Origin of the sequence: Pseudomonas sp. Z3-8, assembly GCF_051131975.1 — a bacterium.
In the GTDB taxonomy this organism is placed as follows: Bacteria; Pseudomonadota; Gammaproteobacteria; order Pseudomonadales; family Pseudomonadaceae; genus Aquipseudomonas.
Map to the genome: position 1 here is coordinate 4,399,428 of NZ_CP071643.1, position 13,894 is coordinate 4,413,321.

Below are 13,894 nucleotides of genomic sequence, written 5' to 3' on the forward strand. Positions count from 1 at the left end.
GGGCTGGCACAGGTGCTTCATTCAGCGGATGTTGATCACACTGCTTTCAACCCCACGGATCAACGTGACCGCACTGCCCTGAGGCTTGACGCTGCGCTGCACCGCAGGCCGTGGCACCGGAGCTGCAGCCACCGTCATCATCGGCGCCGGAGCTGGCGGCGCAACGGCCAAGGCTCTCTTCTCCAGGTTCAACGGGTTGCGCAAGGCCAGTTGCAGCTTGCCTTCAGTCTGCGCGGTGACCAGCAATTCCGCTTCGCTGGCGGACATTTCCAGGGTCACGGCCCGCACCACTACCGGTTGGGTCTTGTCAGTACCCGCCGTCTGGTCCACCGCCAGCACCCGCAGGTTCTCCAGCAGAGTCCGGGACGTGGCGCTGTTGCTACCGGCGTTGGTGGTCTTGGTCGCCAGCACATCGACCCGATTACCTGGCAACAGGAATCCACCGACACCGACCACATCATCCACGCGTACCGATATGGCGCGTTTGTCCGGCGCGATCAGCGAGGCCAGGGTGCTGCCACCCAAGTGCTCGCTGAGCCGGGCACCGCGCACGATGTCGCCGCGCAGGATGTCGAACGTGGCGATCTTGCCCACGGCTTTTTCACTGGCATCGAAGGCATCGTCCGGGATGGTGTCCATGGGCATGCGCACGGTCGTCACCTGCTGGGCCTCGACCATTTGCCCGAAGGGGATTTGGACCGTCGCGATGACGACGCTGCGCAGATGATCGTCGGGGGTCGCGTTGAGTCGCGCGCTCAGCCAGGAGTCAGCCATCCATGCGGCACCAAGGCCCATTACCAGGGAAACGCCTATCAGCGAAAACGTACGAGAGCTCATGTCGGTATCTCCAGATCAAAGGAAGTCGAGCTGAACGAAGTAGTTGTGCCAGGCCCACTCCAGCTCTTGGGGCGCCAGGGGCCCGGAACCGCCCAGGTAACGCTGGCGGTCGAGCGCCATGCTCAACAGGTCGCGGGGATGGCAGGGCACCAGCGGCATGCCCTCGCCCCCATACAACCGCTGCAGGACATGACGCACCAGCTGCGGGTCATGCACGATGCCCAGGCGTTCGCATTCCTGGCGCCAGATGCGCTCGTATTCCTCGGGTTTGAGGTAGCCGAACTGGACCTTGTAGCCGATGCGCCGCAAGAAGGCCTCGTCGGCCAGTTCGAGGGGATTGAGGTTGGTGGAGAACACCAGCACCAGGTCGAACGGCAGCTCGCAGTGGCGGCCGCCGCCCAGGTTGATGAAGTCGCGCTTTTCCTCCATCGGCACGATCCAGCGATTGAGCAATTCAGCCGGGGCCATGCGCTGGCGGCCCATGTCGTCGATGATGAACAGGCCGTTGCTGGCCTTGAGCTGCAAGGCCGCCTGGTATTGGCGGGTGAACGGGTCGTAGCGTACGTCCAGTTGCTCCATGCTCAATTCGCCGCCGGTGATGACGATCGGACGTTTGCAGCACAGCAACCGGCGATCGATGCCTTCGTTGAGCATCAGGCTGTTCGTCTGGCCGCTGTCATCCAGACGCTGGTGCACCTGCGGATCGTAGATCTCGATCACCGACTCGTTGATGACGATGGCGTGGGGCACCCAGATGGCCTCGGCAAACAACCGGATCAGCCGGCTGCTGACGTAGGTTTTCCCAGTGCCCGCCGGGCCGTAGATCATGATTGCCCGCCCGGAATTCAGCGCGACGCCCAACTGGTCGAGCATGCCCTGGCTCAGCACCATGCCCGCCAGGGCGTGGTTCATATCCTTGGCGGTGATACGGCCGTGGTGGATGGTCTGGATCTTGATCAGCGAGCGATACGTGCTGACCGGGAACGGTGCCGCGCCGATGTAGCCACTGCGGGCCAGCGCATCCCGGGCGAAACTGCGGCCGCGTTCGGTCAGGCCATAACGCAGCGACTGCCCGCCTGCCTGGGCCAGTTGGCCCAGCACTTCGACCCGACCGTCCTTGCGCAGGAAGGCCAGCACTTCCTCCAGCACTGCGCCGGTCAGGGCCAGGCGTTCGACCAGTCGCGACATGTCCAGCACACCGGCTTCGTGCAAATGCTTGCAGACCAGTTCGCCGAGAAAGCTGTCGGTCAGGCCGGTGTCGCGTATGGAGCCAGGCTGGGGCGCCAGGCGCTGCACCGCTTCCCGTTCACTGGGGTAGGCATCGCTATCGTTGATGACGTGCATGACTAGACTCCCCAGCCGTCGGCAACCAGTTGCCAGTAAACGCTGTTCAAGGTGCCGATCAGGATTGCAATCGAATAGGGAAAAGGTTTGCCAGCCACCTCATCGACAGTGGGCGCCAGATAGGCCTGGGCCCGGACGCTCAACCAGTAACGCTGCAGGGTCCGGAGCAGTTGGCCGCGGGCCAGGACGATCAGGAAACCGCACACCCCGCCGGCGATCAGGCTGAACAGCGCCGCCCAAAGGGCGTAATGAAAGGGCAGGAAACCGCCGACCATGGTCATCAACTTGACGTCGCCAGCGGCCATGCCGCCCACGGCGTACATCGGCAGGAACAGCGCGAAACAGATCAGCATACCCAGCAGGCTGTCACCCAACCCGCTCAACCCGCCGGTATAAACCTGGCCGGCCAATCCCAGCGCAACCCCCGTCAGGACCAGCGTGTTAGGGATACGGTGGCGACGCAGATCGCCCACCACCGCCACTCCCAGCAGTCCTAGCAGCAATATTGTCGATATGAGCAATTCCATGGACATGACGTGCCTCCCTGTTGCGATTGTCGTTAGCAGGCCACGTTGCCGTTGGCGGCCTGGCACAGCGCGCGGATCTTGGTATCCACGACACCGCCCAGGAGGACGAAAGCCGCTGCCACCAACACCGTGATCAGGCCGCCCGCCACGGCGTATTCGACGATGGTCAGGCCATCTTCATCCTTGGCGAACTTGCTGATTGCAGTTTTTGCTGTTTGAAGAGTCATCTTGATTCACCCTACCTTTGAACAAAGGCTCGAAGTCATGAACTTAGTTGTCGGGGACAACACCAAGTCCATTTGTCCAAGTCGTTGTACTCACTGCAAAAGAGTCGCAAGCAGCTTCCCTGGAAGTTACCGTGTCCCCATCGCGCAAGTTCGCCGTCAGCAGGCAACGTTGCCGTTGACGGCCTGGCACAACGCACGGATCTTGGTGTTGACGGCCCCGCCCAGAAGGACGAAGGCTGCGGCGACCAATACGGTGATCAGGCCACCGGCTACGGCGTATTCCACAATGGTCAGGCCATCTTCATCTTTGGCGAACTTCAGTACCGAAGCCTTGATAGTTTGAAGAGTCATTTCGCACACCTCATCGGGGTTGTTTTAAAAGAGGCAGTACTTTGCGAACTGCCTGATGCAACCCTAGTCAGCAGGTCGGTACAGTCGTTAGGAGGATTTTGCACAACGCTAGGATTATTTTGCGCGGCAGACGAAATAGCCCTGCCCATGAGCGCCAACCCTGCCGGGCGCTATACCGGCGGTGGCTGGGGCGACGCGCTAAAGGACGGGACGCCGGGGAAAATTTATTCGGCAAACTGATAGCACATTGACAATACTGCTAGCTAACGGGCAGGAAGAACCACCGAGTAGTTGTCCTATGGCGCCGAATCAGACTGGAAAGCCCAAGCTGTTGTGGTTCGATCTGACGCATGATCGGTCCACCAAGGAACTCGCCAGCCAGTTCGAGCAAACGTGCAACTGCGTCTTGGCAAAAAACACCCTGCTGCCCAATGGTGTACAGGCCGACATGATCTGCATTCATTTCGACCGGCCGGATACACAGGGACTCAGGCGGCTGCTGGACATCAAGCGCACCGTCCCGGCAATTCCCATCAGCATGTTCACGGTGCAGCACTCCGAGGAGCTGGCGGTCTGGGCCATGCGCTCGAGCGTCTGGGAATACATGGTACTTCCCCTGACAGCCGCCGAGAGGAAACGCTACCTGACCGCCGTGGTGCAATTGTGCGAATTGCGCAGGCAGGCTGGTGGCCATGGCTCGACCTCGCAGATCGACCATGCGCCAACGCTGCCGGACAGCATCCGCCTGACCTCCGGGCATCAGAAACACCAGGCCCTCAACCACATCATGCTGTACATCGACCAGCACTTTCGCGACAGCATCGATCAGCGCGACCTGGCCAAGCGTTGCGGCATGACGACGTTTCGCTTCAGCCGCGTGTTCAAGGAGACCAATGGCCTGGGGTTCACCGACTACGTGCTGAACAAGCGCATGAGTTTCGCCAAGGAATTGCTCGACAACAGCCAGATGCCCATCACCAGCATCGGCTACGAGGCCGGATTCAAGGACCCGTCCTACTTCGCGCGTGCCTTCAAGCAGTACGCCAACTGTACGCCGAGCGAATATCGCCTTGCCTATCTGATGCGTTGCGCAAGCCCGGCGCCGTTGCCATCGGATGAGGAGGCGCTGGAAAGCCTGGTACACAGCCTTGAGGGCTGAAAAAGACTTTTTTCACGCGCATAAAAAAACGCCGCTCGATGAGCGGCGTTTTTTTGAATTTGGAGCGGGAAACGAGACTCGAACTCGCGACCCCGACCTTGGCAAGGTCGTGCTCTACCAACTGAGCTATTCCCGCAAATGGCGTCCCCTAGGGGACTCGAACCCCTGTTACCGCCGTGAAAGGGCGGTGTCCTAGGCCACTAGACGAAGGGGACACGCTAACTGGAACACATGGTGTGTATCCCAGTGCCCAAATCCGCATCCGAAGATGTCGGCTCTGGTTTCACTCAGCCCTGCCCGAAAGCAACGCTGTTTAAAATTGGAGCGGGAAACGAGACTCGAACTCGCGACCCCGACCTTGGCAAGGTCGTGCTCTACCAACTGAGCTATTCCCGCATTGGCGTCCCCTAGGGGACTCGAACCCCTGTTACCGCCGTGAAAGGGCGGTGTCCTAGGCCACTAGACGAAGGGGACACACGTACAACATTCACTGCTTATCGCGTTTGGCTGAGTGCTTTACGCTGTAAGTGGCGCGCATTCTATGGATGGATTGGAGGGTCGTCAACCCCCGAATATAAATTTATTTAAATCAATGACTTCGCCCGGTTTGAGGAGGATTCGCGGATTTTCCCCGTCCGCTCTCTGGCGCCTATATTCTGTCGCCCGCCAAGGGGTTATAGTCGCGCCCGACAAATAGTGGCAATGTGCATCTACTCCGCTACGCGCCGCGTGAACAGTACGTCGCCCGTCTAATCGCGTCGCTCGGGCCTATGCGCTTAAAAGCCAAGCCACTACACTCATGACATGCGAACGCTAATAAAGAGGTCTTACCGGTGACACCACTCATGATCACCCTGCTCGTCGTAGCCGGGATCGCACTGTTGATCGCCATTGGCTACATGAACCATGTGGTGGAAAACAACAAGCTGGAAAAGGCCCGCACCAAAGTCGAACTCAACGACCGCTTGCGGCGTTGCGGCGAGCTCACGGAAACCTTCCCCGGCCAGTTGATGACCCCGGCCCTGAAATTGCTGATGACGCGCCTGGAGATGAATGTCTGCCAGCGCTTGCTCAATCTTGAAAAGTCCAACGCTGCGGTCAAGGCTCGCCTGGATGAACTCTCCGCATTGGCTGCCCAGGGTGAGTCGATTCCGGTAAGCAACCCGCCGGCACCGATACAAACCGAGGCCAAGGCCAAGGATGTGCGGTTTCTGCTCGAAGCGTTGCACGGCCAGATCACCCGCGCCGCGCAGGATGGCTTCCTGCCGCCCAACGAGGCCAAGCGCTGGATCCGTGAAGTGCGGCACCTGCTGGTACTGCTGCACATCGAGTTCTTTAACAATCTCGGTCAGCAAGCCTTGCAACAGGAGCAACCGGGGCAGGCCCGCCTGGCCTTCGAGCGGGGCGTGCAATACCTGCGCAAACAGCAGGAGCCGCAGGTCTATGCCGAACAGTTGGCCTATCTGGAGAAGCTTCTGGCCCGCGCCAACGCCCAGGTCCTGGCCAGCACCCAGCCGGTCGAGGGCGAGGTTAACCAGTTGACTGAAGGGTTGAAGGAAGACGAAGCGAACGACGAGTGGAAAAAGAAGAAAGTCTACGATTGAGTTCGGACTGATAGCCCGCCCGTTTCTTGTGCAAACACATTTCTCTGTGGGTGGGAGCGAGCCTGCTCGCGAAGGCGATCAGTGCAGCCCCACACTCACAACCTGAAATGCCCCACCATCCCCTTCAACTCGCTCCCCAGCTGTGCCAGCTCAATGCTTGAAGCGGCATTGCCCTGCATGGCCATGGACGATTGATCGGCGCTGGCACGGATACTGGTAACACTGCGGTTGATCTCTTCAGCCACCGAACTCTGTTGCTCGGCTGCCGCCGCGATCTGTTGGTTCATCTGCTGGATCAACGACACCGCCGCCGCGATGCTGCCCAGTGCGCTTTCAGTCTGCAGCGCATCGCTGACGGCCATTTTCACCAATTCGCCGCTGCTCTGGATCTGTTGTACGGAGGCCTGTGCGGCCGAGCGCAGGGCGCTGACCAATCGCTCGATTTCCTCGGTGGACTGTTGCGTACGCTTGGCCAGGGCTCGTACCTCATCGGCCACCACGGCAAAACCCCTGCCCTGCTCGCCAGCCCTGGCCGCCTCGATAGCGGCGTTGAGCGCCAGCAGGTTGGTTTGTTCGGCGACGCTCTTGATCACGCTCAGCACCGTGCCGATGTTCTGTATCTCGGCGCTGAGGCTTTCGATGCTGGTGCTGGCCGACGTGGCCGAATCAGCCAGTTGTTCGATACGCACCATGCTCTGGCGCACCACCCGCTGGCCGCTTTCAACCTTGTCGTCGGCGGTCTGGGCTGCTTGCGCGGCCTCTTCGGCGTTGCGCGCCACGTCATGCACGGTGGCGGTCATCTGGTTCATGGCCGTGGCCACCTGCTCGGTTTCCTCCTTCTGGCTGCTGACTTCAAGGTTGGTCTGCTCGGTCACGGACGACAGCGACTGTGCCGAGCTGGCCAATTGCTCGATGCCGGCCTGCAAGCCGCTGACGATGCTGCTCAAGCCGGCCGCCATCTGCTGCATGGCCAGCATCAACTGGCCGATCTCATCCCGACGTGTCACATCGACCTTGGCACTCAAGTCACCTGAAGCAATCTGTTGGGCGACGCGAATGACACTGCGCAGCGGCGTAACGATCAGGCGGGTGATGAGCCAGGCAGCGATCAATCCCACCAGCAGGGCCAGGGCCGACGAACCGACGATCATCAGCGAATTTTTCTTCAGCTCCGCCTGCATTGCACTGTCTTCGGCGTTGTAGGCCTGGTCGACCCGCGCCACAACCTGGTCGGCACGCTCATGCAATTGTTGGTAGACGGTTTTCTCCTTGGCCAGCAAACCGGTGTATTCGGCCAACTGCTGATTAAATCCGCCGATGTGCCCGGCCACTTCGTTGAGTACGGTCTGGTAACCTGGATCCTTGACCGCGCCCTTGAGTACTTCGGCCAGTTTCATGGCCTGCTCGGCCTGTTCGATGTTGCCTTGCCCAGCGTTCTCCTCGCTGCCTTTACGGCTCTGGTCCAGGCGAACCCGCGCTTCGTTCATGGCCTGCAGCATCAGCCGCGAGACCTCGCTGACCTGGTTGGCCTGCTCGATGAATTCCGCACCGTCCTTGCCTTCGGACTCTTTCAAGGTATAAGCGCCGTCATCGGCCAGACCCGCCTGCAACACATCCAGGTTGTTGGCGACACTGGAAACCGACCAACTGGCCATTTCCAGGGCCAGGTCCTTGCTCTGGCTCAGATCCACAAACTCATCGAACGCCTTGCGATACGCCGCCAGAGCCTGCTCCACATCATTCATCACCGGTACATTGGCAGCCGATTGCGCCTTGAGCTCATTCGCCAGGGCAACCAATGCATCGACACCCTGGCGCAAGGCATCGGCCGTCTTGGGGTCGGAGCGCGAGGCGTATTCCTGCTCAAGCAACCGGACCTTGAGCAACCCGCTGTTGAGGGACGACATCTGTTTCAAACCATCGAAACGCTGACTGATGGTTTGCAGGGACCAGACACCGATGGCCGCCACCAACGCAGTGAGCAGCAACACCAGGAAAAACCCGATGCCCAGTTTTTTCGCCATACCGAGGTTGGCAAAACGTCCTTGCACGGCCGTAATCATTGCGCCCAGTCCTCTGCCAGTGTGTGTTGCTTGCAGATTCGCAACGAGACACCTCGCAACACAAGATGCCTGCGTCGGAATAATGGCAAAAAGCTACAGCCGCGTCGTTTTCAGGACACTTGAGGTCGATCCAGAGCCGTGGCATGGAAAAACGCCAGCGCCTTGGGGTCTCGGGCATGAGCCACGTTGATCCGCAACCAGTCAGTGTCGGTGCCTGAAGGACTGAACGCCGTACGCGAGGACAGCTGGATGCCGCAGTACCTGGCCAGACGCTGCAACCTGGCATAGTCGCAAACGGGCGGACGCGCCCAAATGAACAGCCCTCCCGCCGGCTTGCCAAACACTTCCCAGTCGGTCTCGTCGAGCAACTCCAACGTTACAGCCATATCGGCATTCAACCGCTGTCGCTGGCGCTGGACCAGTTTTCGGTAGGCACCGTTGGCCAACAGATTGGTCAACACCGCTTCACAGAATCGCGACCCGCCCATGCTGGTTATTCCCTTGACCTCGCTCAGGCGCGCGATAACGCAGGACCTGGCTGCCACGAAGCCGACTCGCAAAGAACTGCTGAGGGTTTTCGAGAAACTGCCGATGTAGATCACATCGGCATCCAGAGCGGCCAGTCGGACTCGCGTCGAACCCTGGAAGTCGGCATAGACATCGTCCTCGATGACCAGCATGGCGTGCTCTTTCGCCAGCTCCAGCAACCGCTGGGCCACGGCCAGGGACAGGTTGCTGCCGGTCGGGTTGTGGCAGGCACTGTTGATAAACAGGGCACTGGGGCGATGCATCGCCAACAGAAATTCGAGCGCAGCAATGTCCGGGCCGTGGGGAGTCCTCGGCAGTTCGACCATGTCGATCTTGTGCAGCCGGAGCAGGTCGAACAGTTTCGAATAACCCGGGCTTTCCACCACGACGCAGCTCCCTGGTTGCAGAAGTGTCCGCACGATCAGGTCCAGCCCGTGGCTTGCCCCCGTCGTGGTCAGGACCAGGTTTTCATCAGCGTTGATATCAAACTGTTTCAGGCGCCTGGACAATTGCTCCCGCAGTGCCGGCAGCCCCATCGGCGTGCTGTAGTTGAACAGCCCCGCCATGTCGGTTCGAGAGACCTGGCGGATCGCATAACCAAGGTCATCGCTTTCACGCCAACTCTCCGGCAACCCGCCGCCACCCAACTCCAGTGGCCCTGGCAAACCGTCCCCCAATCCCGCCTGCTGGTCAGAAATGCCCGGCGGCCAAAACTGATCGACAGGCTCATGCCATGCCAAGGGGCCTGAGGCAACCAGAAAACTTGAGCCGTGACGAGATGCCAGCAACCCCTGGGCCACCAGCCGCTGGCAAGCCTCGTGGACACTCGCCTGGCTTAGCAGGTTTTCCCGCGCCAACTGTCGGATGGACGGCAGTCGGGCTCCTGGCGGTACCACACCCTGGCGGATCCGGCTGGCCAGCGCGTCGACAATTTGCTGCACGACAGGCACCAGGGCCTGCCGGTCGATTCTCAACTCCATGAGTAACCAAGCTCCTAAGCGTATGTGTTTGCGTTCACAAACAGTTAAGCACAGGGCCGGATCGGACGATGTAAGCCAACGGCGTGAAAACGTCTGCTTCTCATTCCTTGAAATACATTGGTCGGTCCATCAAGTGAACCTTCCCCAGAAAAAACAAAGCCCGCATCCAGTGCGGGCTAAATCCTGCGTACAGGGTTGCAACCCTGACGGTCAGAACGCCGTGACCCCGCCGTCCACGGCCAACGAATGCCCGGTGGTGAATGCCGCCCCGTCGCTGCACAGGTACAGCACCGCGCTGGCTATTTCCTCGACCTTGCCAATACGCCCCACAGGATGCATCGCATTGGCGAACTCGCCTTTCTTCGGGTCCGCCTCGTAGGCGCGCCGGAACATATCGGTGTCGATGACCGCCGGGCAGACCGCATTCACGCGGATCTTCTTCTTGGCGTATTCGATGGCGGCCGACTTGGTCAGGCCGATCACCGCATGCTTGGAGGCTGCATAGATGCTCATTTTCGGCGCAGCCCCAAGCCCTGCCACCGAGGCCGTATTGACAATAGCGCCGCCCCCTTGGGCCAGCAGCAACGGCAATTGATACTTCATGCACAGCCAGACGCCTTTGACGTTGACCCCCATGATCGCGTCGAACTCGTCCAGCGTGCCATCGGCCAGCTTGCCCTTCTCGATCTCGATGCCGGCGTTATTGAATGCGTAATCCAGGCGACCGTAGGCACTGATCACCTCGTCCATCAGACGTCGCACATCGCTTTCCACGGTCACGTCACAGCGCACGAATACCGCCTCTCCACCGGCATCGCGAATCAACTGCACGGTGCCCTCGCCGCCGGCCACGTCCAGATCCGCCGCGACCACTTTCAGGCCTTGCGCCGCGAACGCCTGCGCGGTGGCGCGGCCAATGCCTGCTGCCGCGCCCGTCACCACGGCAACCTGTCCGGAAAACGTCATGCTCATTGTCAATGCCTCGAAGAATTACGGGAGTCGCTGAATATAGTCATCGCCCGCGCTACTACGGCAGCACTATGCAAATGCCGGTTGGATATTCATGGATGCCAGTGATGACAGCCCTGTCCGCATCATCACCGGGTTGGATCGACGTGCATTCGCTGTGTCGGCAAACCTTGCGGCCAAGTCCCCGAGGGTCTATCAACAAGGCTTCATTCATCTTGAGTGCAAGCCATGACTGCCCAGATCAACCGCCAGTTCCTGCTCGCGAAACGCCCGGTAGGCGCCGCGACCCGCGAGACATTCACTTATCAACAAGTGCCGGTTGGCGAACCGGCAGCCGGTCAGATCCTGGTGAAGAACGAATACCTGTCACTGGATCCGGCCATGCGTGGCTGGATGAACGAGGGTAAGTCCTATATCCCGCCGGTCGGCATCGGCGAAGTCATGCGGGCCTTGGGCGTAGGCCAGGTTGTCGCGTCGAACAATCCGGGCTTCGCGGTCGGGGACTACGTCAACGGTGCATTGGGCGTGCAGGATTATTTCCTCGGCGAGCCACGAGGTTTCTACAAGGTAGATCCGAACCTGGCGCCGCTGCCGCGTTATTTATCCGCGCTGGGCATGACCGGCATGACCGCCTACTTCGCCCTGCTGGATGTCGGCGCCCCCAAGGCCGGTGAAACCGTAGTGCTCTCGGGAGCCGCTGGTGCGGTAGGCAGCATCGCCGGGCAGATCGCCAAAATCAAAGGTTGTCGCGTGGTCGGCATTGCCGGCGGTGCCGATAAATGCCGGTTTCTCATTGATGAGCTGGGTTTTGACGGCGCCATCGACTACAAGAGCGAAGACGTCCATGCCGGCCTCAAGCGCGAATGCCCCAAAGGCGTGGATGTGTATTTCGACAACGTCGGCGGCGACATCCTCGACGCGGTGCTCAGCCGCCTGAATATGAAGGCCCGCGTGGTGATTTGCGGCGCGATCAGCCAATACAACAACAAGGAAGCGGTGAAAGGACCGGCCAACTACCTGTCGCTATTGGTCAATCGCGCACGCATGGAAGGTTTCGTGGTCATGGACTACGCCTCGCAATTCGCCGCCGCCGGGCAGGAAATGGCCGGCTGGATGGCCAAGGGGCAGCTCAAGAGCAAGGAAGACATCGTCGAAGGGCTGGAAACGTTTCCTGAAACGCTGACCAAACTGTTCAGCGGGGAGAACTTCGGGAAGTTGGTGTTGAAGGTCTGACGCTCGCGGATCTACCGCAAAACACCTGTGGGAGCGAGCCTGCTCGCGAAGGGGCCGTGTCAGTCAATATCAGCTTGACTGACATACCGCTTTCGCGAGCAGGCTCGCTCCCACAGGTGAGGTGAGCAGAGTTGAACCACAGGTGGCCGTCAGGCCAGTTCGGCCACCACCGCCGCCAAGGCCTTGGCCGGATCGGCGGCCTGGCTGATCGGACGGCCGATCACCAGATAGTCAGAACCGGCATCCAGTGCCTGGCGCGGAGTCAGGATACGGCGCTGGTCGTCCTGGGCGCTGCCCGCTGGACGAATCCCCGGGGTCACCAGTTGCAGCGACGGGTGGGCCGTCTTCAGGGCGCCGGCTTCCAGGGCCGAACAGACCAGACCGTCCATGCCGGCCTTCTGCGCCAGCGCCGCCAGACGCAACACCTGCTCCTGGGGCTCGATGTCCAGGCCGATTCCCGCCAGGTCCTCACGCTCCATGCTGGTCAGCACGGTCACGCCGATCAGCAGCGGTTTCGGACCGCTGCGCTGGTCCAGCACTTCCCGGCACGCCGCCATCATGCGCAGGCCACCGGAGCAGTGCACGTTGACCATCCACACGCCCATCTCCGCAGCGGCCTTGACGGCCATGGCGGTGGTGTTGGGGATGTCGTGGAATTTCAGGTCGAGGAAGACCTCGAAGCCCTTGTCCCGCAGGGTGCCGACGATTTCCGCAGCACAACTGGTGAACAGTTCCTTGCCGACTTTGACCCGGCAGAGCTTGGGGTCCAACTGGTCGGCCAGCTTCAGGGCGGCGTCACGGGTAGGGAAATCCAGGGCGACGATGATAGGCGTCTGGCAGGCGGACATGAGCGGGCTCTCAGGCAAGTCGAAATCGGCGCGCATTGTAGCGGAACCAGCGCCCGTGCGGGACCCGATGATCGTAAATCGTCATCCAGCCCCGACTTTGATCTTCACCAACTGGCTGATTACCCGCACCGCGCCGCAGGTCAACCTGCAGTCCTAGCGCGCGTGGCTCTTGCTCCAATCCGTCAGCAAGCTGTACGCCACCGCCAACAGCGTCGGACCGATGAACAGGCCGATGAAACCAAAGGCGATCAACCCACCGAAAACCCCCAGCAGCACGATGATCAGCGGCAGGTTTCCGCCGCGGCTGATCAGGTAAGGCTTGAGCACGTTATCCACGCCGCTAATGATGAAGGTGCCCCATATACCGAGGAACACCGCCATCCCGTATTCGCCCTTCCACGCCAGCCAGGCCGTGGCGGGGATCCAGACCAGCGGCGGGCCCATGGGAATCAGGCTGAGCAGGAAGGTGACAATACCAAGCACCAGTGCTCCCGGCACGCCCGCGATCAGGAAACCGATCAGCGCGAGCACGGCCTGGGCCGCCGCGGTACCGATCACGCCGTTGACCACCCGCTGCACCGTACCGGCCACCAGGTCAACGTAGTACCCGGCCCGGTCACCAATCAACCGCTCCAGCAAGCCTTGGACAAACGCCGCCAGGCGTGGGCCATCACGGTAGAAAAAGAACACGAACACGATGCTCAACGTCAGTTCGAGAATACCGCCGCCTACTTGCGCGCTGCGGGCCAGCAACCAATTGCCGACCCTTCCGAGGTACGGCTTGATGGACACCATCATCGCCGCGCCCTGTTGATCGATGCTGTCCCAGAGCGTCACCAGCCGCCCGCCTACCAGCGGCACACCCGCCAGCCATTCCGGCGCGGCGGGCAGACCGTCGACCTGGACATCCCTGATGAACGCCGTGGCATCGCGCACATGATCGGCCAGGTTGACCCCCAGCCACACCAGCGGCACCGCCACGAGTAACATCCAGCCGACCGTCAGCAACGCCGCGGCGAGGGATTCACGCCCGTTGACCCAGCGGGTCAGCAAGCGCATCAGCGGCCAGCTGGCGAAAGCCAGCACGGCGCCCCAGAACAGCGCCGACCAGAATGGCGCCATCACCCAGAGGCTTGCGCCGAACAACACCAGCAGCAGGATCTGCACCAGTAGCCGATCGTTATTGAGCATGAAAGGTCTCGAAAAATTAACGGGGCCGGTCAA

The 13,894-nt window shown here is 60.8% G+C and carries 13 protein-coding genes, 4 tRNA genes and 1 pseudogene; 3 read left to right on the plus strand and 15 right to left on the minus strand.

Going from position 1 to position 13,894, the window contains the following annotated elements:
- Positions 1–21 precede the first annotated feature (21 nt).
- The 5 genes from cpaB to J3P94_RS20080 all read right to left on the minus strand — a co-directional run bounded on the left by cpaB (position 22) and on the right by J3P94_RS20080 (position 3,286).
- Positions 22–837: a Flp pilus assembly protein CpaB gene (gene cpaB, locus J3P94_RS20060; protein ID WP_434569381.1), complete on the minus strand. Its 816-nt coding sequence runs from the start codon at positions 835–837 to the stop codon at positions 22–24.
- A 15-nt stretch (positions 838–852) separates the two neighbouring features.
- Positions 853–2,181 carry an AAA family ATPase gene (locus tag J3P94_RS20065; RefSeq protein ID WP_434569382.1) on the minus strand — a complete coding sequence of 443 codons (1,329 nt, stop codon included), beginning with the start codon at positions 2,179–2,181 and terminating at the stop codon, positions 853–855.
- 2 nt (positions 2,182–2,183) lie between these two features.
- Positions 2,184–2,714, minus strand: a complete 531-nt coding sequence (locus J3P94_RS20070; protein ID WP_434569383.1) for an A24 family peptidase — start codon at positions 2,712–2,714, stop codon at positions 2,184–2,186.
- Positions 2,715–2,740: 26 nt separating this feature from the next.
- Entirely contained in the window at positions 2,741–2,935 is a 195-nt protein-coding gene (locus tag J3P94_RS20075) for a Flp family type IVb pilin (protein ID WP_434569384.1), read from the minus strand.
- Between the two features lie 156 nt (positions 2,936–3,091).
- Positions 3,092–3,286: a Flp family type IVb pilin gene (locus tag J3P94_RS20080; protein WP_008070254.1), complete on the minus strand. Its 195-nt coding sequence runs from the start codon at positions 3,284–3,286 to the stop codon at positions 3,092–3,094.
- 298 nt (positions 3,287–3,584) lie between these two features.
- Here J3P94_RS20080 and J3P94_RS20085 point away from each other — a divergent pair, with 298 nt between their 5' ends.
- Positions 3,585–4,445 (plus strand): helix-turn-helix domain-containing protein, encoded by an 861-nt coding sequence (locus J3P94_RS20085; protein ID WP_434569385.1) that lies wholly within the window; start codon positions 3,585–3,587, stop codon positions 4,443–4,445.
- 60 nt (positions 4,446–4,505) lie between these two features.
- Here the strand turns inward: J3P94_RS20085 and J3P94_RS20090 are convergent.
- The 4 genes from J3P94_RS20090 to J3P94_RS20105 form a co-directional block, all read right to left on the minus strand.
- Positions 4,506–4,581 (minus strand) — tRNA-Gly (locus J3P94_RS20090).
- A gap of 3 nt (positions 4,582–4,584) precedes the next feature.
- A tRNA-Glu gene (locus tag J3P94_RS20095) sits at positions 4,585–4,660 on the minus strand.
- Positions 4,661–4,765: 105 nt separating this feature from the next.
- Positions 4,766–4,841: transfer RNA gene (locus J3P94_RS20100), tRNA-Gly, on the minus strand.
- Between the two features lie 2 nt (positions 4,842–4,843).
- Positions 4,844–4,919: transfer RNA gene (locus J3P94_RS20105), tRNA-Glu, on the minus strand.
- 371 nt (positions 4,920–5,290) lie between these two features.
- Between J3P94_RS20105 and J3P94_RS20110 the strand changes: the two genes are divergently transcribed.
- Positions 5,291–6,049, plus strand: a complete 759-nt coding sequence (locus J3P94_RS20110; protein ID WP_305496076.1) for a hypothetical protein — start codon at positions 5,291–5,293, stop codon at positions 6,047–6,049.
- Between the two features lie 95 nt (positions 6,050–6,144).
- Here the strand turns inward: J3P94_RS20110 and J3P94_RS20115 are convergent, their stop codons facing one another.
- The 4 genes and pseudogenes from J3P94_RS20115 to J3P94_RS20130 form a co-directional block, all read right to left on the minus strand.
- On the minus strand, positions 6,145–7,026 hold the full coding sequence (locus J3P94_RS20115; protein ID WP_434574261.1) for a methyl-accepting chemotaxis protein: 882 nt from the start codon (positions 7,024–7,026) through the stop codon (positions 6,145–6,147).
- Positions 7,027–7,053: 27 nt separating this feature from the next.
- Positions 7,054–8,112 (minus strand): annotated as a pseudogene (locus J3P94_RS20120) (methyl-accepting chemotaxis protein); the annotation flags it as partial.
- 110 nt (positions 8,113–8,222) lie between these two features.
- Positions 8,223–9,620 carry a PLP-dependent aminotransferase family protein gene (locus tag J3P94_RS20125; protein ID WP_434569386.1) on the minus strand — a complete coding sequence of 466 codons (1,398 nt, stop codon included), beginning with the start codon at positions 9,618–9,620 and terminating at the stop codon, positions 8,223–8,225.
- Between the two features lie 210 nt (positions 9,621–9,830).
- Entirely contained in the window at positions 9,831–10,592 is a 762-nt protein-coding gene (locus J3P94_RS20130) for an SDR family oxidoreductase (RefSeq protein WP_434569387.1), read from the minus strand.
- 225 nt (positions 10,593–10,817) lie between these two features.
- Here J3P94_RS20130 and J3P94_RS20135 point away from each other — a divergent pair, with 225 nt between their 5' ends.
- Positions 10,818–11,822 (plus strand): NADP-dependent oxidoreductase, encoded by a 1,005-nt coding sequence (locus J3P94_RS20135; protein ID WP_434569388.1) that lies wholly within the window; start codon positions 10,818–10,820, stop codon positions 11,820–11,822.
- Positions 11,823–11,971: 149 nt separating this feature from the next.
- On the opposite strand, the gene pyrF is transcribed toward J3P94_RS20135, so the two are convergent.
- Together pyrF and J3P94_RS20145 are read right to left on the minus strand one after the other, a co-directional pair.
- On the minus strand, positions 11,972–12,670 hold the full coding sequence (gene pyrF / locus J3P94_RS20140) for an orotidine-5'-phosphate decarboxylase (RefSeq protein WP_434569389.1): 699 nt from the start codon (positions 12,668–12,670) through the stop codon (positions 11,972–11,974).
- A gap of 153 nt (positions 12,671–12,823) precedes the next feature.
- Positions 12,824–13,861 (minus strand): AI-2E family transporter, encoded by a 1,038-nt coding sequence (locus J3P94_RS20145; RefSeq protein WP_434569390.1) that lies wholly within the window; start codon positions 13,859–13,861, stop codon positions 12,824–12,826.
- Positions 13,862–13,894 lie beyond the last annotated feature (33 nt).